Origin of the sequence: Paraburkholderia sp. EG287B (assembly GCF_040965595.1) — a bacterium.
Classification (GTDB): domain Bacteria; phylum Pseudomonadota; class Gammaproteobacteria; order Burkholderiales; family Burkholderiaceae; genus Paraburkholderia.
Window position 1 is genome coordinate 39,783 of sequence record NZ_JBFRCG010000006.1, and the last position, 25,063, is coordinate 64,845.

Genomic DNA, 25,063 nt, shown 5'->3' on the forward strand with positions numbered 1-25,063 from the left:
GCAGCCCTTCGGTTGCCCGCAATGACTCAGTCAACTCTTCATGCGCAACGAGCGCGGATCGTATGGCGCTTGCAGATGCAGCGTCGCCGGAATCGGCTCTCCCGCCACGTCGATCGTGTAACGCCCCTGGGCGAGCCACGCGGCATCGACAGGCCCATCCGTGCGCGAGACATAGCCCATTGCAACCGGGCAGCCCAGCGTGTGGCCGAAGGCGGCCGACGTTACCGAGCCAACCGGTTTGCCGTCGCGCAGAATGCCTTCGCCGCCCCACAGCATGCGATCGCTTGCGCCGTCGGCGCTGAAGACGGCGAGCCGACGCTGCAACGGCTGGTCGCGCAGACGCAGCAGTGCGTCGCGCCCGCGAAAGGCGATGTCCTTGCCGAGCTTGCACGCAAAGGCGAGCCCGGCTTCGAAGGGGTTGTGCTCGGGCGAGAGGTCGCGGCCCCACGCGCGGTAGCCCTTTTCGAGGCGCAACGACTCGATCGCGTAGTAGCCCGCATTCACCAGCCCGAACGCTTCACCCGCCGAGTGCAGCGTCTCGTAGACGCCCACGGCGAATTCGACGGGAACGTATAGCTCCCAGCCCAGTTCGCCAACGTAGGACACGCGCGTTGCGCGCACGGTCGCGTAGCCGATATCGACCTCGCGGCTTTGGCCAAACGGGAAGGCCGCGGGACGCCAGTCGGCTTTCGACACACTCTGCAGCAGCGCCCGCGAGTGCGGCCCCATCACGGCGAGCACCGCGTACTGGCCGGTGACGTCGACGAGCACGCAATGCCGCTCGTGCCCGATCGCTTTCTCGAGGTAGTCGAAGTCGCGCGTCGCCTGCGCGGAACCTGTGACGACGAGATACTGGTCTTCCGCCAGGCGCGTGAGCGTCACGTCCGACTCGTAAGCGCCGCGATCGTTCAGGATGCCGGAATAGATCGTGGTGCCGACCGGCACTGCGACGTCATTGGCGACAATGCCCTGCAGGACCGCTTCCGCGTCACGCCCCTTGACGAGCAGCTTGGCAAACGACGTCATGTCGAACAGCGCAACGCGCTCGCGGCAGGCGCGGTGCTCCGCGCCGCTCCACGCCAGCCAGTTCTGCTGGCCGAACGCGTACTCGATGCGCGCCTCGGCGGGCTTTGGCGCGAAGAAGTTCGCGCGCTCCCAGCCCATCTTGCTGCCGAAGCAGGCGCCATCCCCGGCGAGCAGCGCATGGAGCGGCGAGCGACGGAACGGCCGCGCCGTGTCGAGTTCCCGATTTGGCCAGGGCATCGCATAGTGCAACCCCAGTGTTTCCTTTACGCGGTCGTGCAGCCAGGTGTCGTTGCCGTTGAAGCGCGCAAAGCGGCGGATGTCCACGGGCCACAGATCCATGGTCGGCTCGCCGGCCACGATCCACTCGGCGAGCGCCATGCCGGCCCCGCCTGCCGAGGCGATGCCCATCGAGTTGAAGCCCGCGCCGACGAAGAAGCCGCGCAACTCGGGCGCCTCGCCGAGAATGAAGTTGTTGTCCGGCGTGAACGATTCCGGCCCGTTATAGAACTGGCGAACCTGCGCGGTTTCGAGCGCCGGCACGCGCTGCAAGGCATTTTCCATCAGCACTTCGAACTGATCCCAGTCGTCGGGCAGCAGCTGAAACTCGAAATTCTCCGGAATCCCGTTCATGCCCCACGGCTTCGCATTGGGTTCGAAGCCGCCCATCACGAGGCCGCCCACCTCCTCCTTGAAGTAGATAAAGCCGTCGGGATCGCGCATGACGGGCAAATCGGGATGCACGCCCGCGATGCGCTCGGTCACGATGTAATAGTGCTCCGCCGAATGCAGGGGCACCGTGACGTCAGCCAGCCGGCCGATCGCCTTCGCCCACTGCCCCGCGCAGTTCACGACGAGGTCGGCGTGCAACGTGCCTTCGTCGCCGTCCTTGTTGCGCCACGTCACCCCGGCGACGGCGCGCCCCGCGTGCGTGGCGGCCGTGTGCACAGCCGTGATTCGCGTGTTCTCGACCACGCGGGCGCCGCGCATGCGTGCGCCGCGCGCGAGCGACTGCGTCAGGTCCGTCGGATTCGCCTTGCCGTCACCCGGCAGCCAGACGGCGCCAAGCAGGTCGTCGGTGCGCATTACCGGCCACAACTCGCCCGCCTCGCGCGGCCCGATGACGTCGCAGGTCACGCCATAGGCGCGCGCTGACGCCGCCGTGCGTTTCAGTTGGGTCATTCGCTCCGGCGTACGCGCCACCGAGAGCGACCCACACGGCTTCCAGCCCGTGGCGAGTCCCGTTTCAGCCTCGAGTTCGGCATAAAGGGCCGTGGAATAGCGAATGAGCTTCGTCACGCTGTGCTGCGCGCGCAACTGGCCGACCAGGCCCGCCGCGTGCCACGTCGTCCCGCACGAGAGCGCGCCCTGTTCGAGCAGGACGATGTCGCTCCAGCCGAGTTTCGCGAGATGGTAAGCCACGGAGCAGCCGACGATACCGCCGCCGACGATCACGACGCGCGCATGCGCAGGGACAGGGGTAGGCATAGGGTGGGCCTCGATGCGAAGTGAAATGCGTTGCGAGGACAGCTACCGCGCCAAATAATGCAACACGACGCCACAAAAAACAACTCCATTTGCCACGAGCCCTGGTCGCTTGCCGTGGGGTCTCTGCCTCGTCTGGGTGGCGTGGCACCGCGCGACCGTCAAAAAACAACGGTGATTTGCCACGTCTTCGAGAGCAACGAACGGTTCGGCAATTTGTGGTATTTTGTGGCTTACCCTTGTGCGTCCAGTTCACGGGCACCGCCGCGCTTTCCTTTCCTGAAAGGCAACACCATGCCAGATGACCGCGCCGCCCCACCCCTTGCTCCACCCGCGCCGCTGAACCGCCGTCTCGCCGTCGGACGCACCGATTACATTCTGCAAAGCCTCGATGTGCGCGGCTCAGTGAGCGTCGCCGACATGAGCATGACGCTCGGCGTCTCGCGCGAAACGATCCGCCGCGACCTCAAGGCGCTCGCGGAACAGGGCCGCGTGAGTCTGGTCCACGGCGGCGCGGCGAAGCGCCCGGTTGACGAGCCGTCGCTTGCCACGCGCGAAGCGGCGAACGCAGCGGGCAAGGCGGCCATCGGCGCCGCGGCGGCGTGGCTCGTCGCCGACGGCATGGTCGTGCTGCTCGATTCGGGCTCCACCACGCTGGGCCTCGCCGCTGCGCTCACGAACCACAGCGACCTCACCGTCATCACCAACAGCCTGCCGATCGGCCTGCTACTGTGCCGCGCGCCGGGCGTGAAGGTGATCGTGCTCGGCGGCGACATCGAGCCGAACGACGAAGCGGCATTCGGCATCGAGACGATGACCGCGCTCGCGCACTATCGCGTCGATCTCGTTTTTCTCGGCGTGAGCGGTATCTCGCCGGAAGGCGAATTCACCGACTACTCGCGGCTCGCCGCCGAGCAGCGGCATCTGATGATGAACGCCGGCAAGGCGGTCTACGTGCTCGCCGACCACACCAAGTTCGAGCACGGCACGCCCGTGCGAATCACGCCCGTGCCGCACATCGCCGGCGTCGTCGTCGATGCGCCGCCGCCTCCGCGTATCGCTCGTGCGTTCGAACAGCAGCAGTGGCGCGTGATCGTCGCGAACGGCGAGCGCTGAGCCGCATACACGGGCGTTTGCCCATCCACTCCACGTCGTTCCCCTGCGCGCACGCAGTGCCGGGCCGCGCTGCGGCCTGCCGCGGCGCATCTGACTCAGTCACTGCCGATGCATCAGCGTATCCCCTGGTGTTGTGGCAAATAGTGGCGTATTGACTGTTTTTGTTGCACGTCCTAAAGTGACTTCAACACGCAGTCAGTCAGAACAGACCTTCACGGAGACACCCCATGACGGCATCTTCCACGGCTTCCTCCCCTGCAGCTTCAGAAACCGGCGATCCGCTGCTGCTCACACCCGGCCCACTCACCACCTCGCGCACCGTCAAAGCCGCAATGGTTCACGACTGGGGCTCGCGCGATGCGAACTTCATCGCGATCAACCGCTCAGTACTCACGCGACTCGTCAGGATAGCGAATGGTTCGGACGACTGGGCGACGGTACCCATGCAAGGCTCGGGCACCTTCGCCGTCGAAGCCATGCTCACGACCTTCGTGCCCGCCGATGGCGAAGTCCTCGTGCTGATCAATGGCGCCTATGGCAAGCGGGCGAAGCGCATTCTCGACATCGCCGGGCGCAGGACGGTGGTGCACGAAACCGCCGAAGACACGCCGCCGGACCTCGCCGCGGTCGAAGCGCTGCTGGCGAGCAACCCTTCCATCACGCACGTGTTCACGGTTCACTGCGAGACGACCTCGGGCATTCTGAACCCCATCGCGCAGATCGGCGCACTGGCGGCCAGATACGGCAAGGGCTATCTCGTCGATTCGATGAGCGCCTTCGGCGCGCTGCCCCTCGACGTGCAGGCCATGCACATCGACGCGGTCGCCGCATCGTCCAACAAGTGCATCGAAGGTGTACCGGGCCTCGGCTTCGTAATCTGCCGGGTGGAGGCGCTCAAGCGCACGCAGGGCAACGCCACCACGCTCGTGCTCGACCTGCACGACCAGTGGCTCAACATGGAGAAGACGAGCCAGTACCGGTTCACGCCGCCCACGCACGTGATCGTTGCCTTCCACCAGGCGCTCGATGAGTTCGATGCCGAAGGTGGCGTAGCCGGTCGCGGGGGACGCTATCGCAACAACTGCCGGATCCTGCTCGACGGCATGCGCGCGCTCGGCTTCCGGCCGCTGCTCGCGGATGCGCTGCAGGCGCCGATCATCGTCACGTTTCACATGCCCGAGGACCCGCGCTTCGTCTTTGCCCAGTTCTATGAAAGTTTGAAGGCGCGCGGCTTCGTGATCTATCCGGGCAAGCTGACCGTGGCCGACTCGTTCCGTATCGGCTGTATTGGCCGGATCGGCGAAAAGGAAATCCGCGCCGCACTCGCCGCGATCGGCGAGGTCCTCGAGGAAATGGGCATGGTCGGCCAGATCGAAAAGACAGCCCGAATGGAGATGCAATGAGCACGCTGAACGACACCGCAGTGGCCGTGAACGGCCGCGAATACCGCTTTCCCGCCGCACCCGTCGTGGTGATCTGCCTCGACGGCTCCGAGCCGGCGTATATCGAGGAGGCCATCAAGGCAGGCCGCGCGCCGCATCTGGCGAAGCTGCTGCGCACCGGCACGAGCCGCATTGCGCAGTGCGTGATCCCCAGCTTCACCAACCCGAACAATCTCTCGATCCTCACGGGCCGCCCGCCGAAAGTGCATGGTATTGCGGGCAACTACTTCTACGACCGTGCGAGCGGCGAGGAAGTGATGATGAACGACGCGCGTTTCCTGCGCGCCCCCACGATCTTCGCGGCGTTCCACGACGCCGGCGCGAAAGTGGCGGTCGTTACTGCGAAGGACAAACTGCGCACGCTGCTCGGCAAGGGGCTCGACTTCGCGAGCGGCCGCGCCATCGCGTTCTCGGCTGAAAAGGCCGATCAGGCGACGCGCGAGCAAAACGGTCTCGGCGACCTGCTCGCGTTCGTCGGCAAGCCGCTGCCCGACGTCTACTCCGCCGATCTCTCCGAGTTCGTGTTCGCCGCCGGCGTGAAGCTTCTCGATACGTTTCGCCCCGACCTGATGTATCTCTCGACGACGGACTACGTGCAGCACAAGGCCGCGCCAGGAGCGCCGAAGGCCAACGACTTCTACGCGATGTTCGACCGCTACGTGGGCGCGCTCGACGCCGCGGGCTGCGTGCTCGCCATCACGGCGGACCACGGCATGAACGACAAGCACCGCGCGAGCGGCGAGCCCGATGTGCTCTATCTCCAGGATCTGTTCGACGAGTGGACCGGCAAGGGCCGCGCGCGGGTGATCCTGCCGATCACCGATCCCTACGTCGCGCACCACGGCGCGCTCGGCTCGTTCGCCACCATCTACCTGCCCGAGGGCACCGACGCCGCTGGCGCGGCGACGCTGCTCGACAAGCTGCGCAACACCGCGGGCGTGGAACTCGCGCTGACGAGCGAGGCGGCATGCGAGCGCTTCGAGCTGCCGCCCGACCGGATCGGCGACCTCGTCGTGGTCGGCACGCGCGCCAAGGTGTTCGGCACGAGCGCCGCGCGCCACGACTTCTCCGGCCTGACTGAACCGCTGCGCTCGCATGGCGGGATCTCGGAGCAGGACGTGCCGCTCATCGTCAACCGCCAGACCGACTGGCCACAGGGCCGCGCGCTGCGCAACTTCGACATTTTCGATGTCGCGCTGAACCACGTCGCACAAGCCGCCGCCGCTTGACACACGTATCAACACGAAGCCCCCCGCACGCCGCCGCTCGCATTCGCGAGGGGGCGTGCCCAACCGGATCATAGAACGAGGTAAGCGATGAACGTCATGACCAAACCCGCATTCAGGCAGGAGTCCATGCGCATCGCCGGCCGGCAGGTCTCGACCGACGAAGTGATCGAAGTCTTCAACCCCTACACGAACGAAGTGGTCGGCACCGTGCCCGCGGGCCGGCCCGAACACGTGCAGGAAGCGTTCGCCAAAGCCCACGCCGCGCGCCCGCACCTCACGCGCTTCGAGCGCCAGCGCATTCTCCAGACCACCGCCGAAGCGCTGCGCGACCGCAAGGAGGACTTCGCGCGCCTCATCACCGCGGAGTCGGGTCTGTGCTGGAAAGATTCGCTCTACGAAGCAAGCCGCGCTTACGACGTCTGGTCGTTTGCCGCGCAACTCACGATCAAGGACGATGGCGAAGTCTACTCGTGCGATATCAGCCCGAACGGCAAGAACCGCAAGATCTTCACGACGCGTCTGCCGCTGCTCGGCGTGATATCCGCCATCACGCCGTTCAACCATCCGCTGAACATGGTGAGCCACAAGCTCGCGCCGGCCATCGCAACCAACAACCGGGTGGTGCTCAAGCCCACCGAACTCACGCCGCTCACCGCGCTCGCCCTCGCCGACGTGCTCTACGAAGCGGGCCTGCCGCCCGAGATGCTGAGCGTCGTGACCGGCAATCCGCGCACGATGGGCGACAGCATGATCACGGACCCGCACTGCGACCTGGTCACGTTCACCGGCTCGGTACGTGTGGGCAAGTACATCGCGCAGCACGCGGGCTACCGCCGCACCGTGCTGGAACTGGGCGGCAACGACCCGCTCATCGTCATGGAAGACGCCGACCTCGACCGAGCCGCGCTGCTCGCGGTGACGGGCGCGACCAGGAATTCCGGCCAGCGCTGCACGGCGGTCAAACGCATTCTCGTGGTGGAAAGCGTGGCGGATGCCTTCGTCGAACGTGTGCTCGTGCACGCGAAGAAGCTCAAGTGCGGCGACCCGATGGACCCGAGCGTCGACGTGGGCACGGTCATCAACGAAGCGGCCGCGCAACTGTTCGAGCGCCGCGTGGCCGACGCCGAAGCGCACGGCGCACGCGTGCTCTACGGCGCCCCCCGCCAGGGCGCGCTGTTCGCCCCCACCGTCGTCGATCACGTGCCCTACGACTGCGAACTCGTGCGCGAGGAGACCTTCGGCCCGGTCATCCCGATCATTCGGGTTCCCAACCAGATCGAAGACATCATCCGCATCTCGAACTCGACCGCCTACGGCCTCTCCTCGGGCGTCTGCACGAACCGGATCGACTACACGACGAAGTTCGTCAACGAACTGGAGGTCGGCACCGTGAACGTCTGGGAAGTGCCGGGTTACCGCACCGAGATGTCGCCGTTCGGCGGCATCAAGGACTCCGGCAACGGCTACAAGGAAGGCATGGTCGAGGCGATGAAGAGCTACACCAACGTCAGGACCTGGTCCATGCCCTGGGAGTAACGGCAGCAACCGGCAGGATTGCGACGCAAGCCGCCAGCGCGCGGCCCTACGAGGTTTTTTTCAGCATCCGAACTCAAGGAAGGTTGAATATGAAAACTCAACTGATCGCCGCGGTGACCTGTGCCTTCGCCTTCGCAGCGGGCTCCGTGCATGCACAATCCGGCGTCGTAACCATCTATAGCGCGGACGGTCTGCACGACGGTACGCCCAGCTGGTTCGGCAACCAGTTCGAAGCGTTCACGAAGGCGACGGGCATCAAGGTCCAATATATCGAGGCCGGGTCGAGCGGCGTGGTGGATCGCCTCGGCAAGGAGAAGTCGAATATTCAGGCCGACGTGCTCGTGACGTTGCCGCCGTTCATGCAGAAGGCCGCTGCCGACGGCCTGCTGCAGCCCTACACCCCGGCCGGCGCCGACAAGATCGCCGCGCGCGACAAGGACGCCAAGGGGCTGTATGTCGCCATGGTCGACAACTACCCCACGTTCATCTACAACTCTGCGGTGCTCAAGAGCGCGCCCAAGGCCTACACGGACCTCCTCGCCCCGCAGTTCAAGCAGAAGGTGCAGTACTCGACGCCGGGCCAGGCCGGTGACGGCACCGCGCTGATGCTGCAGACCTTCCACGCGTTCGACGGCAAGGATGGCGGCTTCGCGTATCTGCGCAAGCTCCAGGTGAACAACCTTGGGCCGTCCGCCTCCACGGGCAAGCTCACGGCGCTCGTGAACAAGGGCGAACTCTACGTCGCCAACGGCGATCTGCAGATGAACCTCTCGCAGATGCGCGACAACCCGAACATTGCGGTCTTCTTCCCCGCCGGTCCGAGCGGGCGCCGCGCCACCTTCTCGCTGCCCTACTACATCGGTCTCGTCGCCGGCGCGCCGCATACGGACAACGGCAAGAAGCTGATCGACTTCCTGCTCAGCGCCGAGGCCCAGCAGGACGTGAGCAAGTCCGCCTACGGCATGCCCGTGCGCACCGACGTGCATCCCACCGACGCCAACTTCAAGACGCTCAGCGCGATGCTGCAGGGCGTCGAAATCTGGGAGCCCGACTGGAACCAGGTCATGCACGACCTGAAGTCCGACGTGGCAACTTACAACCAGGCGATCTCGAGCAACTAATGGCCAATACCTTCACCATGGAACGCGGGCCTGCGCAGCAGGCCCCCGCGGTGCCGGCGGCGGTCGCGCACGGCGCCAGCGGAATCGGCTTCGAGAATGTCTCGGTGACGTACGGCGGCCAGACCATTCTCGACTCGCTCACGCTCACCGTGAAGCCCGGCGAGATCGTCGCGCTCATCGGCCCCTCGGGCTCCGGCAAGACGACCGCGCTGCGGGCCGTCGCGGGCTTCGTGCAGCCGAGCGCGGGACGCATCGTGATCGGGGCGCGCGACGTCACGCGCTTGCCACCGTATGCACGCAACATCGGCATGGTCGTGCAGAACTACGCGCTGTTTCCGCACATGCGCGTGGAAGACAACGTCGCCTTTGGCCTGCGTGCACGCGGCACCGATGCGGAGACGATCCGCACACGGGTGCCCGAGTGCCTCGGCCTCGTCGGCATGTCGAAGTATGCGAAGCGCTATCCGCGCGAACTCTCCGGCGGCCAGCAGCAGCGTGTAGCAATTGCGCGTGCGCTCGCGATCCAGCCCCAGGTGCTGCTGCTCGACGAACCGCTCTCCGCGCTCGACGCGCAGATCCGGCGCTCGATGCTCGACGAGCTGGCGAAGCTGCATCGCAGCCTGCCTTCGCTGACCGTGCTTTACGTGACGCACGATCAGACGGAGGCGCTCACGCTCGCGAACCACATCGGCATCATGCGCGACGGCAAGCTGGTGGCCCACGGCGAGACCCAGGGGCTCTACCGGCATCCGCCGAACCGCTTCGCGGCGGAGTTCCTCGGGCGTGCGAACGTGTTGCCGGCGCAGCAGTTGGAGCCCACGACCGACGGCTTCGCGCGGGTGCGCTGCGGCGACTTCTCGATCGTCGGGCGCAATCATCACGGCCTGCCCGCCGCCAGCACGTGTTATGTGTGCGTGCGGCCACACGATCTGCACTTCAGGCCGCACACGGAAGCGTCCAACCGCGTGACGGGCGTCGTGCAGAGCGTGCAGTGGCTCGGCGAACTGCACAGCGTCGTGCTCGACGTCGGCGGCGAGGCGCTGCGTCTCACGCGTGCGCCGCTCGAAAGTCCGCCGGAGCCCGGCACTGCGATGTCCGTTCATTTCGACGCGGCGGATGTCACGCTCGTACCGGAGGTCGAAGGCCATGGCTGATCTCGTCATTGCTCCGCCCGCGCCAGCCGGCCGCTCCCCGGCCAACTGGCGCGGCCTCTGGATCGCGCCGCCGCTCGTGGTGCTGGCGGCGATCTTCTTCTACCCGTTCGGCCTCATCGCGCTGCAGGCGCTGGGCGGCGGGGCCGACTCCAGCACTCACACGCTCACGCTCGCGAACTTCGCCGCCGTGCTGCATTCGCGACAGTTCCTGAGCGGGCTTTATCACACGATCGCCATTGCGGTCAGCGCGTCGGCGGGCTGCCTCGTGCTGGGCTTCGTGTTCTCGCTCGTGATTGCATTCGTGCCGTTTCCTGGCGCGCGCTTCGTCGGCCGTCTGATCGATACCTTCATCGCACTGCCGACCTTTCTCGTCGCGCTCGCCTTCACGTTCGTGTACGGCTCGGCGGGCCTGTTGAACCAGTCGCTGATGACGTTCTTCCACCTGAACCTGCCGCCCGTCGACTTCCTGTACACGCAGTGGGGCGTCGTGCTCTCCGAGGTGACGGTCTATACGCCGTTCATCATGCGCCCGCTGCTTGCCTGCTTCTCGCAGATCGACAACGCGCAGATCGAAGTGGCGAGCAGTCTCGGCGCGAAGCCGCTGCGCATCATCCGCCAGATCATCCTGCCCGCCGCGTTGCCCGCGCTGCTCGCCGGCGGCAGCCTGTGCCTGCTGCTGACCGTCAACGAGTTCGGCATCGTGCTGTTCATCGGCGCGAAAGACGTGATCACCCTGCCGCTGCTCATCTACGGCAAGGCGATTCAGGAGTTCGACTACACCACGGCCTGCGTGATCGCCGTCATCAACATCGCGCTGTCGCTCGGGCTCTACGCCTGCTACCGGACAGTCGTGTCACTTTGCGGAGGTCGCCGTGCTGCTTTGGGCTAAATGGGCAAAGGTGTCGACCTGGAGTGCGACGGCGCTGCTATTCGCCGCGATCTATGGATTGCCGGTCGCGATGATCGCGCTCGCCAGCGTGAGCGGACAGTGGAACGGCATCCTGCCGAGCCACCTGACGCTCGCCCACTACGCGCGGGTGTTCCACACGGATTCGGCCGACCAGTTGCGCGTGAGCGTGTTCACCGGGGCGTTGGCCAGTGCGGCGGCACTCGTGAGCGGCACATGGGCGGCACTCGCGCTGCGTGGCATGAAGGGCATGCCGAAGCGCGTGCTCGACGTCGTGTTCTTCGTGCCGAGCGCCGTGCCGTCGGTCTCCATCGGGCTCGGGCTGCTCGTGGCGTTCAGCCAGCCGCCCGTCCTGCTCAACGGCACGGCGTCGATCGTGTTTCTCGCCCACTTCCTGCTGATTTCGGCGTTCACGTATGGCAACGTGTCGGCTGGGCTCTCGCGGCTCGCGCCGGAGTATGGCGAGGTCGCCGAAAGCCTCGGCGCGCGGCCGTTCTACCAGCTGACCCGCGTGACACTGCCACTCATCGCGCCGTATCTGCTCGCGTCGTTCAGCCTGAGCTTCGCGTTGTCGATGGGCGAGCTGGGCGCGACGCTGATGATCTACCCGCCCGGCTGGGTCACGCTGCCCGTCGGCATCTTCGCGCTGTCCGACCGTGGTGCGATCTTCGACGCGTCGACCCTCACGATGGTGCTGGGCGGCGGCACGCTCCTCGTGCTACTCGCACTGTCGCGCGTCTCCACCAAAGCGGCGGTGCGCTGATGATACTCGAGGAGGCGATCGAGGCAGGCGTGCAGGCGGTGTAGCCGAAAACAACACAAGGGAGGCGCCGGATGATCCTGATCGTGCTTCATCTCGCGGGCGGTGTCGCACTGCTCACATGGGGCCTGCACATGGTCGAGTCCGGGCTCATGCGCGCGTTCGGGGCGTCGCTGCGGCGCTTCATGGCGCGCAGCCTCGGCAACCGCTTCAACGCGTTCTGTGCGGGACTCGCGATCACCGGCGCGCTGCAGAGCAGTACGGCAACCGGCATGATCGCGTCGTCCTTCGCGGCGCGCGGCCTGATGGGAGCGGTGACGGGACTCGCCGTGATGCTCGGCGCGAACGTGGGCTCGACGCTGATCGTGCAGGCGTTCTCGCTCGACCTCAGCTGGATCTCACCCGCGTGCCTGCTGATCGGCATGGCCTTGTTCGAAAGGGGCAAGGGCTCGCGCAACCGCGACATCGGCCGCGCATCGATCGGCCTCGGACTCATGCTGCTCGCGCTCACGCTGCTCGTCGCGACGGTGCAGCCCGCGGAAACCGCGCCCGCGCTGCGTACGGTGCTCGGCGCGCTGTCTGGCGAACCCGTGCTCAACGCCGCGCTGGCGTGCGTGCTCACATGGGCCGCGCATTCGAGCATTCCGGTCGTGTTGTTCGTGATGTCGCTCGCAAAGCTGCATACAGTGCCTCTCGACATCGCGATCGCCATGGTGCTCGGCGCAAACGTCGGCAGCGCGCTCAATCCGTATTTCGAGGCGGCGAAGGGCGACGACCTCAGCCGCCGCAGGCTGCCCGCCGGCAACCTGCTGCTGCGCGGCGGCGTGTGCGTGCTGCTGCTCGCCGTGTGCTCGCCGCTCGCGCGCCTGCTCGACACGCTGCCCGGCGACGCCAGCCGCACGATTGCCGATTTTCACACGGGCCTGAACGTCGCCATCGCGATCGTGTTCATCGGACTGCTCGATCCGGTAGCGCGTCTGCTGGAGCGCATGATGCCCTCGCCCGCTGCGGGCGACGACGCGGGCTCGCCGCGCTACCTCGATGAAAGCGCCCTGCAGTCTCCGCCGCTGGCGCTGGCGTGCGCGGCGCGCGAAGTGATCAGGATGAGCGAGATCGTCGAGGCCATGCTGCGCGAGAGCGTTCCGGTGCTGCTCGCCAATGACCGCCGCGCGGTGAGCGATATCGCGAGCCGCGACGACACCGTGGACGTACTCCACGACGCGATCAAGCGCTACGTCACCGAACTGACCCGCGAGCCGCTCAGCGAAGAGGACCGGCGCTGGGCGTCGGACATCATGACCGCCGTGATCAATCTCGAGCATATCGGCGACATCATCGACAGAAATCTGCTCGAGATCGCGCAGAAGAAGATCAAGATGCAACTGAGCTTTTCGGCCGAGGGCACCGAAGAGCTGCGCATGCTGCACGACTCGGTGATCGACAGCTTTCGCCGGGCCCAGGCCCTGCTCGTGTCGGGGCGGACGCAGACCGCGGCGCAGCTCATCGCCGACAAGCAGGCACTGCGGCAACTCGAACGATTGACGCGCGAGCGCCACCTCGAACGGCTGCGCGAAGGCCAGCCGGACAGCCTGGCCTCGAGTTCGCTGCATCTCGACGTGCTGCGCGATCTCGTGCGCATCCAGTCGCATATTTGCGCGCTCGCCTATCCCCTGCTGGAACGCGACAAGACGGAGGAAGCGGCGGCGCAGACTTGAGCGTGCGCCGCTAGCCTGGCGGTTGCTATAGCGGCGCAAGCGCCGGTTGTGGTTGATGATTCCGTGCCATCCACTCGCTGAAGAGCTTTACCTTCGGCTGATGTGCCACGCACTCGGGATAGACAAAGTAATAGCGCGCGCCCGTTTCGATCACCGTGTCGAACGGCATGACGAGCCGCTTCGCCACGAGGTCGTCATCGACCAGCGTGCGGTCGCCGATCGCGATGCCGAAGCCCTGCATGGCGGCGTTCGTCGCCAGGTCGAGTGTCTCGAAACTCGGCCCCAGGTTCGCGTCCACCTGGGTCGCGCCGACCTGATCGAGCCACTGTCGCCAGTCACGATGGTCTCGCGTCGGGTGCAGCAGCGTGAATTGCGAGAGATCGTCGAACTGGGCGAGCGGCTTGCTGTTCAGCAGTTCCGGCGCGCACACCGGCGTAATCTGCTCGTCGAAGAGCGGCACCGCGTGAACATCGGCCCCTGGGGACGAGCCGTAGATGATCGCGGCGTCGAACGGCTCGGCCTGGAAGTCGACGTCATGCTGCCAGGTTGCCGTGATCAGCACCAGCAAGTCGGGGTGCTCGCCCTGAAACCGCATGATGCGCGGCAACATCCAGCGCATGATGCAGGTCGGCACCTTCATGGCGAGATCGGTGCGCTGCCGCGTCAAACGCGCCGACGTCTCCTCGATGCGCGCGAGGCCCTCCTTCACGACGGGCAGCAGCATCTCGCCTTCGGTCGTGAGCGTGAGCCCTTTCTTTCCCCTGATGAAAAGCGGAAAGTTGTAGTAGTCCTCCAGCGAGAGGATCTGCCGGCTCACCGCGCCCTGCGTGAGACACAGATGTTCCGCGGCACAGGTGAAGCTGCGGTGGCGGGCCACCACTTCGAATACCTGCAGTGCGTTGAGGGGAGGAAGGCGTCGCATGGAATTCGCGTTTCCGATTTAACCGAAGCGGCCTAGTGAAGGATTTTTGAAAGGAAGTCCTTCGCGCGGCTCGACTTCGGCTGCGCAAAGAACGCCTCCTTGAGATCGTCTTCGACGATACACCCCTGGTCCATGAAGATCACGCGATTCGCCACCTTCTTCGCGAAGCCCATCTCGTGCGTCACGCACATCATCGTCATGCCTTCCTGGGCGAGTTCGACCATCACGTCCAGCACCTCGTTGATCATCTCCGGGTCGAGGGCCGAGGTTGGCTCGTCGAACAGCATGGCGATCGGGTCCATCGACAACGCGCGGGCGATCGCGACACGCTGCTGCTGACCACCGGAGAGCTGGCCGGGAAACTTGTCCGCATGAGCGCGCAGGCCCACGCGATGCAGCAGCCCCAGGGCTTTTTGCGCGGCCTCGTCCTTGTGCCGGCCAAGCACCTTCACCTGGGCGAGCGTGAGGTTTTCGATAATCGACATATGCGGGAAGAGTTCAAAGTGTTGAAAGACCATGCCCACTTTCGAACGCAGCTTCGACAGATTGGTCTTCCTGTCGCCCACCGACTCGCCGTTGATCCTGATCTCGCCGTTCTGAAACGGTTCGAGGCCATTGACCGTCTTGATGAGCGTCGATTTTCCCGAGCCCGACGGCCCGCACACCACGACGACTTCGCCTTTTTTCACTTCCGTCGTGCAGTCGGTGAGCACCTGGAACTGACCGTACCACTTCGATACGTTGCTAATGGTAATCATGTGGAAACCTGCTTCTGAAAAGCGTTGAAGTTCATGCGTTCAGCGGTGACGGGCACGCTGGTAGCGGCCTTCGAGCACACGTGCGTACCACGTGAGCGGAAAGCACATCGCGAAGTACAGCAGTGCGACCATTGCGTAGATCGGGAACGGACGAAATACGGCGTTCGTGATCATGGTTCCGGTCTTGGTCAGCTCGGTCAGGCCGATGATCGACGTGAGCGCCGTACTCTTCACCACCTGCACGAGAAAGCCGACCGTGGGCGGCACGGCGATTTTCCATGCCTGCGGCCAGACGACGTAACGCAGCTGCTGAGGCCATGTCATGCCGAGGCTGGCCGCCGCGCTCCACTGCCCTCGTGGCACGGCTTCGACGCAGCCGCGCCAGATGTCGGCCAGGTAGGCGCTCGTGTAGAGCGTGAGCGTCACCGTTGCGGCCAGCCACGGCGACACTTCGATTCCCACGAGCGGCAGCCCGAAGAACGCGAGAAAGAGCTGCATCAGCAGTGGCGTGCCTTGAAACGGCTCGACGTACAGCACGGCGATCCGACGCAGCCAGGCCAACGGCGACACGCGCATCGCCAGCAGCACGAGGCCCGCAATGCCGCCTCCAACGAACGCGCAAAGCGAGAGCAGGACGGTCCAGCGCGCGGCCAGCAGCAGATTGCGCGCTATATCCCAGAGAGTGAACTCGACCATTACGAACGCTCCTTCGAAAGGCCGGATGCCGCCATGCGGGCGCGACCGGAAAACCACGCGCGCAGGGTTGTGCGCGAGGCGCCGGCGCCGCGCGCCGTGCGTCCGGCGAAGAGGCCCTTGCCGAGCCGGTTGATGAGCAGCCGCAGCACGATCGACAGCAGCAGGTAGATCACCGTGACGATCACGTAGCTCTCGAACGAGCGGAAGTTGCGCGACTGGATGAAGTTGGCTGCGTAGGTCAGGTCGGGCACAGAAATCTGCGAAACGACGGCCGAGCCGAGCATCACGATCAGCACCTGGCCCAGCAGCGCCGGGAAGACGTTGGCGAGCGCCTGAGGTAGCACCACGTGGCGGAAAACCTGCCGCCCCTGCAAGCCGAGCGCCATGGCCGCCTGGCGCTGGCCGCGAGGGACTGAGTCGATGCCGGCGCGCACGATCTCGGTCGCGTAGGCCCCCAGATTGACGGTCATCGCCAATACCGCCGCCTGCATCTCGTTGATCTGCACGCCCAGCCCCGGCAGCCCGAAAAACACGAAAAAGAGCTGCACGAGAAAAGGCGTATTGCGGATCAGCTCGACATAGGACGCCACCAGCGCGCGCACCCACCTCGGGCCCGCGACGGCAAGGCTCGCGCCGGCAATGCCGAGCAGGCCGCCCAGCACGGTCGAGACCGCCGTCAGGCCGAGCGTCACTTCCACGCCGCGCGCGAGCATGCCCGCGTAAAGACCGAAGTCACTAAAGTCGAATGTGTAAGTCATCGCTGCGCCGTCTGTCGTCAAGTAAGCGGGAGCCGGAGCGCATCAAAGACTGGCCGGCAGCGGAGCACGCAGCCACTTGAGCGAGATGGCGTTCATCGAGCCGTCCTTCTTTGCGGCGGCGATGGCATCGTCGACTTTCTGCTTCAGGCGCGGCTCGTTCTTGTTCAGCCCCACGTGATCGGGCGAGCTGAACAACGAGAACTTCTGCTCCGGATCGTTGGCGGGATGACGGGCCATGATGGTCGCGCCGACATCGTTGCCAACCACCAGCAGTTGGGCCTGACCGGACAGGAAAGCGGAAATCGCGCCGTTCGGGTCGTCAAAGCGCTTGATGACCGCGGAGGGCGGCGCCACCTTGGACACGCTCAGATCTTCGAGCGTGCCGCGCGCAACGGCGACCGTCTTGCCGGCCAGATCGCCCGCATTCTTCACCGCCAGCGATTTCGGCCCGAATACCGCGAGATAGTACGGCGCATACGGCTGCGAAAAGTCGATCACCTTCGCGCGCTCGGGCGTCTGGCCGACCGAGAGCAGCATGTCCGCCTTGTGATCCGCCAGATAGGCCATGCGGTTGTCGCCCGTCACCTGCACGAGTTCGACCTTTGCATTCAGGGCCTTGCCGATCAGATTGGCCACGTCGATGTCGTAGCCCTGCGGCTTCATGTCGGGCCCGATCGATCCAAACGGCGGATAGTCCTCGAAAACGCCGACACGCACGACACCCGATTTCGCAATCGTGTCGAGGGCATCCGCGTGCGCGAGCGGTGCGAACGCGCTGAGGCCAGCCATGCCGGCCAGCGCGAAGGCTGCGATGGTGCGAGCCGCCAGGCGCTGCACGCGGTTCGTGGTGACGTGAGTGGTGTTCATGACGGATGTCTCCTTCCAACTGCTTCTTTGGGGGTAAAAAATTTCGACGCGAGATTTCAGTGCGCGATATGCGCCGGAATCAGCCTGCAGGCGTGGGCCGGCAGCTCGGCGAGCACGGGGCGCCCCACTTCGAGGTCCGGCGTCTCGCGGGGTGTGGTGGCGGCGGTGAGCGTGAAGCCGTCGCAATCGATCGTCGCTTCGATCTGCGCGCCCACGTCGCGAACAAACGTCACCTTGCCGGCGACGACGTTCGGGCCGGGATTCGCCGTCATGGGCCGCACACACACGTCTTCCGGGCGAATCAGCAGGCGGATGTCGACCGAGCGCTCCGGCGCGCGCATCGCGGCATTGACGGCGATCCGCTGGCCGCCCGGCAGCGCGATGCCGGCATCGGCTTCGAGCGTCACGGGCAAGATGTTGCCGAGGCCGATGAAGTCCGCCACGAATTCATTCACGGGATCGCGGTAAATGTCGAGCGGCCTGCCGACCTGGGCGATACGCCCTTTCTGCATTACCACGATCTCGTCGGCCATCGTCATCGCTTCGCGCTGGTCATGCGTGACCATGATCGTCGTGATGCCGAGCCGCTGTTGCAGCAGCCGAATCTCGACCTGCATCGCTTCACGCAGCTTCGCGTCGAGCGCCGAGAGCGGTTCGTCGAGCAGCAGCAGTTTCGGCGACGAGGCAATCGCCCGCGCAATCGCCACGCGCTGGCGCTGCCCGCCGGAAAGCTGCGTAACGGGCCGGTTCGCCATGTGCGGAAGCTGGATCAGCTCGAGCAGTTCGGCCACGCGCTTCGCTTGTGCGCGCTTGTCGACGCCGCGCAAACGCAGCGGATAGGCGACATTGGCGGCAACGGTCATATGCGGGAACAGCGCAAGCGACTGAAACACCATGCCGAAGTCGCGCCGGTTGGCCGGCACCTGCGTGAGGTCGCGCCCCGCGAACAGCACCGATCCGGAAGTCGGCGTCTCCAGGCCCGCGATGATACGCAGCAGGGTTGTCTTGCCGCAGCCGGACGGCCCGAGAAAACACACCAGCTTGCCGTCCGGAACGTTGAGATCGACGTGGTCGACCGCGAACGCGTTGTGAAAGCGCTTGGTGATGGCCTGCAAAGACAGATGAGTCATGAGAGTTCCTTTGTGCCCGGGGACCGCGTGAGAGGCGGCGATCAGAGCGCCACGCCTGCGTCGCCGACGAGCTTTTCGAGCAGCCAGATCAAGGCGAAGTCGATCAGCACGATGAAGACCGCGAACGAAAACACGGTTGGGTCGAGCGACGACACGGTGCGGCTGTAGAGCCAGACAGGCAGCGTCATCGTGTTGATGCCGTAGAGGAAGAACGTCACCGTGAATTCGTTAAACGAAATGATGAACGCGAACAGCATGCCGGCGAGAATGCCGGGACGCATGAGCGGCAGTACGACGTCGACGAGCGCACGCCGCGGGCTCGCACCCATCACGCAGGCGGCTTCCTCGAACTCCGGTCCGATCGACGCAACCGATGCCGCGCAGTTCTTCACCGTGAACGGCAGCGCCAGGATGACGTGCGCAATGACGAGCCGCCCCATGCCCAGTTCCACCGGTAGGACATTGAAGACGAGCAGCAGCGAAAGCCCCAGCATCACGAGCGGATAGACGAGCGGCAGCGCGACCAGTTGCTCGATCACGGCCTTGCCGCGAAAGCGGTAGCGCGAGAGCGCGTAGGCAGCGGGCACGGAAACGGCGGTGGCGATGAACATCGTCGAGACCGCGACGATGAGGCTCGTCGTGAGCGCGGTGCCCATGGACAGCACGTCGCTCGCGTCGGGCGACACGAAGGTGTGCCAGGCGGCCCGATACCAGTGCAAGCCGAAGCTCTGCGGCGGAAACTCGAGCGTGTCCGAATTGCCGAACGACATCGTGATCATCGTCAAAATGGGCAGCGCGGCGAGAAAGAGCACGATCGTCGCGAACCATCCCGTCACACGGCTGAGGCGGCCGGGCATCGTCAGGGGAATACGCAAGGCATTCATGAGCGGGACTCCGCGTGGCGTTGCAGGTTGCGCACCAGCCGTTGCGAGATGGCCATCACCGCAAGCGTCGCGGCCATCAGAACGACACCCGAGGCAGACGCGGCCGGCCAGTTCAGCAACGGCGCGACCTGATCGTGCACGAGTACGGCGAGCATCGGCACGCGGCGTCCGCCCAGCAGCAATGGCACCGCGAACGCGCTCGCGTTATAGGCGAACACGAGCAACGCGCCCGAGACGATGCCGGGCATCGCAAGCGGCAGCATCACGTGGCGCAGCGTCTGCCAGCGGCTTGCGCCGAGGGTAGCCGCCGCCTCTTCGTACGAGCGCGACACCGCACGCATCGCGCTCGAGATGGGCAGCACCGCGAGCGGAAAAGCCGTTTGAATCAGTCCGAGCAGCACGCCGTTCTCGCGATACAGCCACATCACGGGACGCCCGATCAGGCCGGTACCCATGAGCACGTGATTGACGAGGCCCGCCGGCCCCAGCATCACGAGCCATCCGTAGCCCTGCAGCAGCAGGTTGACCAGCAGCGGCAGCAGCACGCCGGCCAGCAGGAGGCGCCGCGCGGTGCGCGATTGCGTACGTGCCATCGCGAGTGCCACCGGAATCGCCAGCACGACCGCAACGATCATGCTCTGGAAGGCCAGGCGCAAGGTCAGCCAGAGCGAGCGCAGGAAGCAGGTGTCCCCGAGGTCGACGTAATTCTGCAGCGTGAAGGCATGCCACTCGTTGCCCGGAACGCCGAAGCTCATGCGCAGCACGGTGAGCGCCGCCGCGATCAGCACAGCGAGAAACGCGAGGATCGGTGCGAGCAGCAGCAACGGCGGCACGCGCGGCAGCGCCGTTGCGGTGGCGGGCTGGGCCGTCGACTCGCCGGCCTGCGCCGGCGTGCCCGCGCGATGTGAAGGGAGGGCTGACATGGCGCTCACGCGGAAAAGATCTCGGTGAAGCGCTTGATCCACGCAGGCTGCAACGCGGCGAGCGCCTTGTCGTCGTGAAGCACGGCCTTCTCGGCGATCTGCTGCGGCGACGGCACGAAGGCGCGGCTTTCGGCGGGAATGATCGCGCGCGAGTTCACCGGACCGTTGAGCACGTCGGCGGCCATGCGGCCCTGCACGCCGGCATCGAGCGAATGATTGATGAACGCGTGGATGAGATCGATATCGCCGGGATGCGACTTCGGAATCACCGTAAACATCAGCTGGGTCGCGAAGCCCTCTTTCATGCCGTAAGTCACGGCCATCTTGTACTCGGGCTTGCGGATCTGCTCCGGGAAGAATGCCGGTGCATAGATGCCGCCGATGTCGAGCGAGCCGGTGCGGAACAGGTCGGCGACCTGGTTCGGGTTTTCGCCGAGCGTCAGCACGTGGTCCTTCAACTGCGCGAGCTTCTTGAACCCCGGATCGATATTCTGCTGCGAACCGCCCGCCATCTTCGCGGCGATGATCGCGAGATCGACCGCTTCCGCCCATTCGGGCGGCGGCAGGAACAGGCGTCCCGCATACTTCGGATCCCAAAGGGCTTCGTACGTCGAGGGCGCGGCCTTCACGGTGGACGTGTTGTAGATGAGACCGTCCGACCACAGCAGGTAGCCGACGCCGAATCCGTTGGCGCCCGTGCGGTATTGCGGTGCGACGTCTTTCAGGTTCGGCAGCTTGTTCAGGTCCGGCTTCATCAGCAGGCCCGCATCGGCGAGACCGGAGGCGCCGACCCCGGCAAGCGTGATCACGTCGTAGGTGGGCCGGTCGCCGGCCGCCTTGAGTTTCGCGACCATGCCGGAGGTGCCATCGGCGCGGTCGGCGATGACCTGCGCGCCGGTCTTCTGGCTGAACGTGGCGGCGATGTTGCGCAAAGCCGCTGCGCCGGTGTCGTCGGACCAGGTGAGCAGCCGCAGGGTCTTGCCCGCATAGCTCTTTTCCTGTGCCCTGGCAGTACTGATGAATGGAATGGGCAGCGTCGATGCCGCCAGAGCCGTGCCGATCGCCTTAATGGCCTGCCTTCTCCCCAGCTTGATCCCCTGCATGGTCATCTCCTGATTGAACCGTATGGGCGCTGCCCAATGCGCGCTGCCATTACCAAAAATCACGCGAACGTGCTACGTGAATGGACTCTACGTGCGTCAAAAACCCGCAACAAACGAAATCTCTGCATGCGGGCCATGACAAAAGCTCATGCGCCGCGAACGCATTCCACAGCGCCGGCGGCCCCGGCAGGCATGAGCACCTGCTTGATTTCCTGGAAGGCGGCGAGCCCGAACGGACCCAGCTCGCGCCCGATGCTGCTGCGCTTGTAGCCGCCCCATGAGGTCTGAGGAAAGATGACCTGCGGCGCGTTGATCCACACAACGCCCGCTTCCAGTTCGGCCGCCACTCGCCTGCTCCGCCCTGCGTCGCGCGTGACGACCGTGGCGACCAGGCCGAACTCGGTGTCGTTGGCCGCGCCGATCGCCTCGTCCTCGCTATCGAAGCTGCGCAGGCACAGCACGGGGCCGAAGATCTCCTCGCGCCACAGCGGGCTTTCGGCCGGGATATCGACGAACAGGGTCGGTTTCACGAAGTAGCCGGGACCTGCCGGCGCCTCGCCTTCGATCACGAGACGCGCGCCGTCGGACTTGCCGCGCGCGATGTAGCGCTGCACCCGTTCGAACTGCGCGCGGTTGGTGAGTGGCCCCATCTGCACGCCGGGCCGGAATGGATCGCCCACGACCGTGCGCGTTGCGCGGTCGGCGAGACGCGCGGCGAGCGCGTCCGCTATCGGTCGCTCGACCAGTACGCGCGACGTGGCCGAGCACATCTGGCCGCCATTGAAGAACGCGCCGCCCGCCACGAGGTCGGTGGCGAGATCGAGGTCCGCATCGGCGAACACGATGATGGAAGACTTTCCGCCCAGTTCCAGACTCACGCCCTTGATGGTGTCCGCAGCGGTCTTCATGACCTGCGCGCCAACGGCGGTGCTGCCGGTAAAGGAAACCTTCGCGACGAGCGGGTGTGCCGCCAACGGCGCCCCGACTTCGGTGCCCGTGCCCGTCACGACGTTGACCACGCCCCCCGGCACACCGGCGTCCGCAATGATCGCAGCGAGCGCCAGCTCGGGCAGCGGCGTGATTTCGGAGGGCTTGAGAACGACCGTGCAGCCGGCCGCAAGCGCGGGCGCGAGCTTCCATGCCGTGGTGACCATCGGGAAATTCCACGGCACGATCAGCGCGACCACGCCTGCCGGCTCGCGCCGGACGCTCGCCTGATAGTCGTCGCTGGGAATTGCGACCCCGGACTCGCCGATTGCGTCGAGTTGTTCGGCGAGCCCCGCGTAGTACTCGAAGGTGGCGATCACGTCGCTCACGTCGATTCGCGCTTCCTCCAGCGGTTTGCCGTTGTTGAGCGACTGCAGCGCCGCCAGATGCTCGCGCCGGTCGCTCACGCCGCTCGCGATCGCACGAAGCAAGGTTGCACGCTGCGCGCCGGTTGTCTTCTTCCAGGTGCGGAAGGCCCGTGCGGCGGCACGCACCGCGCAATCGACATCGGCGGCGTTGCCGGCCTCGACCTGGGCAATCGTTTCCTCGGTCGATGGGTTGACGACCGGCAGACGCTGCCCGCCCTCGCCCGCGCACCAGAAGCCGTCGATGTAGAGCTGCGTACGCAGCTCGAACCCTTCATGCTGTTTCATGCCGGCACCCGCGCAAACCAGTCGGCTTCGTTCACTTCGATCACAGTCGGGATGTCGCGCGACACGGCCTGCCGCAGCTCGGCGGCAAGCGCATCGGGCGTATCCACGCGAGCAGCCACGCAGCCGAAGCCACGCGCCAGCGCGAGGAAATCCGGCGTGTGGATATCGACGCCGACCGGCACGATGTCGCGCGCCGTCATGTAGCGGCGTATCTCGCCGTAGCCATAGTTGTTCCACAAGAGCACCACGACAGGCACCCTGGCTTCCACAGCGCTGGCGAGTTCCGGCAGCGTGAACTGCAGCCCGCCGTCGCCGATCAGGCAAACCACGGGACGATCGGGCGCGGCGAGCTTCGCGCCAATCGCAGCGGGAAGCCCATAGCCCAGCGTGCCGTAGCCAGTCGACGAGTTGAACCATGAACGCGGCTGCGGTGCGTCGTGCACGAAGTTGCCCGCATACACGGGGCTGGTCGAGTCGCCAGCGATGATGACATTCGGCAACGTGGCAGTGATCGTATCGACAAGGCGCTTCTGCGAGCGCGTTGGCGCGTCGTAGCCGGCCTCCACGGCCTGCCGCGCGAGCGCGACCCGCTGCGCGCCCCAGTCGCGCTGACGCGCCGACATGATGCCTTCATGCAGCCGCGTCGACAGGCTGCCAAGCGCTTGCTGCGAGTCGGCGGCGATGGCCACGTCGGGACTGAAGTTGCGCATCAGTTGCTGCGCGTCGATGTCGATGCGGATCAGCCGGCCCTCGATCGAAAAGCCGCCGTCGAACACCACGTCGTAGTCGGTTTCGCCCAACTCGGTGCCGACCGCGAGCACGACGTCCGCTTCGCGGACCAGCGCCCGCGTGGGCGGCAGCGATTGCGTCGAGCCAAGCAGCAGCGGATGCTCTGGCGGCAGCAGGCCCTTGGCGTTGATCGTCAGCGCAACCGGCGCCTGCAGGCGTTCAGCGAGTTCCTGCAGTTCGGCCGCGGCGTGCAGCGCGCCTCCGCCTGCGAGAATCAGCGGACGTCGCGCCGTGGCGAGCAGGTCTGCGGCCGCAGCGAGGGCCGCCGGGCATCCCGCCGGCCTCGCCGGCCTCGCCGGCAGCGCGGCTGGCAGCAGGTTCATGCCGCGAGCGGGCGCGACGATCACATCCAGCGGAATCTCGATGTGCACGGGCCGCGGCCGCGCGCCGCCGAAAACGGCAAATGCCCGGGCCAGCACCTGGGGCAGCTCCGCAGCATCGAGCAGTGTGTGCGAAAACGCGGTGAGCCCGGCGAACACGTCGCGCTGCGACGGCAGTTCGTGCAGGCGTCCGTCTCCGTTACCGAGTTCGCGGCGTGCATTTACACTCGATATCACCAGCATCGGAATGGAGTCGGCATACGCCTGCGCCATCGCGGTCGCGATGTTCGTCATGCCCGGCCCCGTGATGATGAAGCACACGCCAGGTTTTCCGGTCACGCGTGCGTAGCCGTCCGCCATGAAGCCCGCACCCTGCTCATGGCGCGGCGTGACGTGGCGAATGGACGAAGCCGCGAGACCCCGATAAAGCTCGACCGTATGCACGCCCGGAATGCCGAACACGTACTGGACGCCGTATCCTTCGAGCAGGGTGACGAGTGCCTCGCCGCAGGTTTGGCCCGTTGTATGGGGCCACTGAATTGGCCGCGCGCCGGCTTCCTCGAAGCTGGCGGTGAATTCCGGATAGTTCATGGATGGTCGCGTTCCTGGTTGGTACCGCCCGATGCCGATGCCGGCCCGGCTGGCCTATGCACACGCATCTGCGTCGTTGTCCAAACCATTCTCGGCGGCGCCGCGCGGCGCGGACAATCGATATGTTTTCATGAGGTGCATGAGCTTCTTGCATGACCTGAGGAAAACCCGCCTATGCACGGCGAGGTGCGAGG

General features: G+C 65.7%; 21 protein-coding genes. 9 read left to right on the forward strand and 12 right to left on the reverse strand.

What is annotated here, in order from left to right; all coding sequences use genetic code 11:
• Positions 1-30: 30 nt before the first annotated feature.
• Positions 31-2,511, reverse strand: a complete 2,481-nt coding sequence (locus tag AB4Y40_RS11670; RefSeq protein ID WP_368687790.1) for an FAD-dependent oxidoreductase — start codon at positions 2,509-2,511, stop codon at positions 31-33.
• Positions 2,512-2,802: 291 nt separating this feature from the next.
• Between AB4Y40_RS11670 and AB4Y40_RS11675 the strand changes: the two genes are divergently transcribed.
• From AB4Y40_RS11675 to AB4Y40_RS11715, 9 genes are all read left to right on the forward strand, one after another.
• On the forward strand, positions 2,803-3,624 hold the full coding sequence (locus tag AB4Y40_RS11675; RefSeq protein ID WP_368687791.1) for a DeoR/GlpR family DNA-binding transcription regulator: 822 nt from the start codon (positions 2,803-2,805) through the stop codon (positions 3,622-3,624).
• A gap of 227 nt (positions 3,625-3,851) precedes the next feature.
• Positions 3,852-5,027 carry a 2-aminoethylphosphonate--pyruvate transaminase gene (locus AB4Y40_RS11680; RefSeq protein WP_368687792.1) on the forward strand — a complete coding sequence of 392 codons (1,176 nt, stop codon included), beginning with the start codon at positions 3,852-3,854 and terminating at the stop codon, positions 5,025-5,027.
• Entirely contained in the window at positions 5,024-6,295 is a 1,272-nt protein-coding gene (gene phnA / locus AB4Y40_RS11685; protein ID WP_368687793.1) for a phosphonoacetate hydrolase, read from the forward strand. The genes AB4Y40_RS11680 and phnA overlap by 4 nt, the downstream gene beginning before the upstream one ends.
• Positions 6,296-6,382: 87 nt before the next feature.
• On the forward strand, positions 6,383-7,831 hold the full coding sequence (phnY, locus tag AB4Y40_RS11690) for a phosphonoacetaldehyde dehydrogenase (RefSeq protein WP_368687794.1): 1,449 nt from the start codon (positions 6,383-6,385) through the stop codon (positions 7,829-7,831).
• A gap of 89 nt (positions 7,832-7,920) precedes the next feature.
• Entirely contained in the window at positions 7,921-8,952 is a 1,032-nt protein-coding gene (locus AB4Y40_RS11695) for a 2-aminoethylphosphonate ABC transporter substrate-binding protein (protein WP_368687795.1), read from the forward strand.
• The gene (locus AB4Y40_RS11700; protein WP_368687796.1) at positions 8,952-10,106 is read left to right on the forward strand and encodes an ABC transporter ATP-binding protein; all 1,155 of its coding nucleotides are present in this window, start codon (positions 8,952-8,954) and stop codon (positions 10,104-10,106) included. Before AB4Y40_RS11695 ends, AB4Y40_RS11700 begins: the two co-directional genes overlap by 1 nt.
• Positions 10,099-10,995, forward strand: coding sequence for a 2-aminoethylphosphonate ABC transporter permease subunit (locus tag AB4Y40_RS11705; protein WP_368687797.1), 897 nt, complete (start codon positions 10,099-10,101; stop codon positions 10,993-10,995). Before AB4Y40_RS11700 ends, AB4Y40_RS11705 begins: the two co-directional genes overlap by 8 nt.
• The gene (locus tag AB4Y40_RS11710) at positions 10,979-11,776 is read left to right on the forward strand and encodes an ABC transporter permease subunit (RefSeq protein ID WP_368687798.1); all 798 of its coding nucleotides are present in this window, start codon (positions 10,979-10,981) and stop codon (positions 11,774-11,776) included. Before AB4Y40_RS11705 ends, AB4Y40_RS11710 begins: the two co-directional genes overlap by 17 nt.
• A 71-nt stretch (positions 11,777-11,847) precedes the next feature.
• Positions 11,848-13,488, forward strand: a complete 1,641-nt coding sequence (locus AB4Y40_RS11715) for a Na/Pi cotransporter family protein (RefSeq protein WP_368687799.1) — start codon at positions 11,848-11,850, stop codon at positions 13,486-13,488.
• A gap of 25 nt (positions 13,489-13,513) precedes the next feature.
• Here the strand turns inward: AB4Y40_RS11715 and AB4Y40_RS11720 are convergent, their stop codons facing one another.
• The 11 genes from AB4Y40_RS11720 to AB4Y40_RS11770 form a co-directional block, all read right to left on the reverse strand.
• Positions 13,514-14,410, reverse strand: coding sequence for a LysR substrate-binding domain-containing protein (locus AB4Y40_RS11720; protein WP_368687800.1), 897 nt, complete (start codon positions 14,408-14,410; stop codon positions 13,514-13,516).
• A gap of 32 nt (positions 14,411-14,442) precedes the next feature.
• Positions 14,443-15,168, reverse strand: coding sequence for an amino acid ABC transporter ATP-binding protein (locus AB4Y40_RS11725; RefSeq protein WP_368687801.1), 726 nt, complete (start codon positions 15,166-15,168; stop codon positions 14,443-14,445).
• Positions 15,169-15,207: 39 nt separating this feature from the next.
• Entirely contained in the window at positions 15,208-15,864 is a 657-nt protein-coding gene (locus AB4Y40_RS11730) for an amino acid ABC transporter permease (protein ID WP_368687802.1), read from the reverse strand.
• Complete coding sequence (locus AB4Y40_RS11735; protein WP_368687803.1) at positions 15,864-16,622, reverse strand: amino acid ABC transporter permease; 759 nt, start codon at positions 16,620-16,622, stop codon at positions 15,864-15,866. Before AB4Y40_RS11735 ends, AB4Y40_RS11730 begins: the two co-directional genes overlap by 1 nt.
• 42 nt (positions 16,623-16,664) lie before the next feature.
• Complete coding sequence (locus AB4Y40_RS11740) at positions 16,665-17,489, reverse strand: transporter substrate-binding domain-containing protein (protein ID WP_368687804.1); 825 nt, start codon at positions 17,487-17,489, stop codon at positions 16,665-16,667.
• 56 nt (positions 17,490-17,545) lie between these two features.
• A complete protein-coding gene (locus AB4Y40_RS11745) occupies positions 17,546-18,619 on the reverse strand; it encodes an ABC transporter ATP-binding protein (RefSeq protein ID WP_368687805.1) in 1,074 nt (357 codons plus the stop codon).
• Between the two features lie 41 nt (positions 18,620-18,660).
• The gene (locus AB4Y40_RS11750; RefSeq protein ID WP_368687806.1) at positions 18,661-19,503 is read right to left on the reverse strand and encodes an ABC transporter permease; all 843 of its coding nucleotides are present in this window, start codon (positions 19,501-19,503) and stop codon (positions 18,661-18,663) included.
• On the reverse strand, positions 19,500-20,426 hold the full coding sequence (locus tag AB4Y40_RS11755) for an ABC transporter permease (RefSeq protein WP_368687807.1): 927 nt from the start codon (positions 20,424-20,426) through the stop codon (positions 19,500-19,502). Before AB4Y40_RS11755 ends, AB4Y40_RS11750 begins: the two co-directional genes overlap by 4 nt.
• A 5-nt stretch (positions 20,427-20,431) precedes the next feature.
• Positions 20,432-21,529, reverse strand: coding sequence for a PotD/PotF family extracellular solute-binding protein (locus tag AB4Y40_RS11760; RefSeq protein ID WP_368687808.1), 1,098 nt, complete (start codon positions 21,527-21,529; stop codon positions 20,432-20,434).
• 146 nt (positions 21,530-21,675) lie between these two features.
• The gene (locus AB4Y40_RS11765; protein ID WP_368687809.1) at positions 21,676-23,169 is read right to left on the reverse strand and encodes an aldehyde dehydrogenase family protein; all 1,494 of its coding nucleotides are present in this window, start codon (positions 23,167-23,169) and stop codon (positions 21,676-21,678) included.
• Positions 23,166-24,869: a 5-guanidino-2-oxopentanoate decarboxylase gene (locus tag AB4Y40_RS11770; protein ID WP_368687810.1), complete on the reverse strand. Its 1,704-nt coding sequence runs from the start codon at positions 24,867-24,869 to the stop codon at positions 23,166-23,168. The genes AB4Y40_RS11765 and AB4Y40_RS11770 overlap by 4 nt, the downstream gene beginning before the upstream one ends.
• Positions 24,870-25,063: the final 194 nt, after the last annotated feature.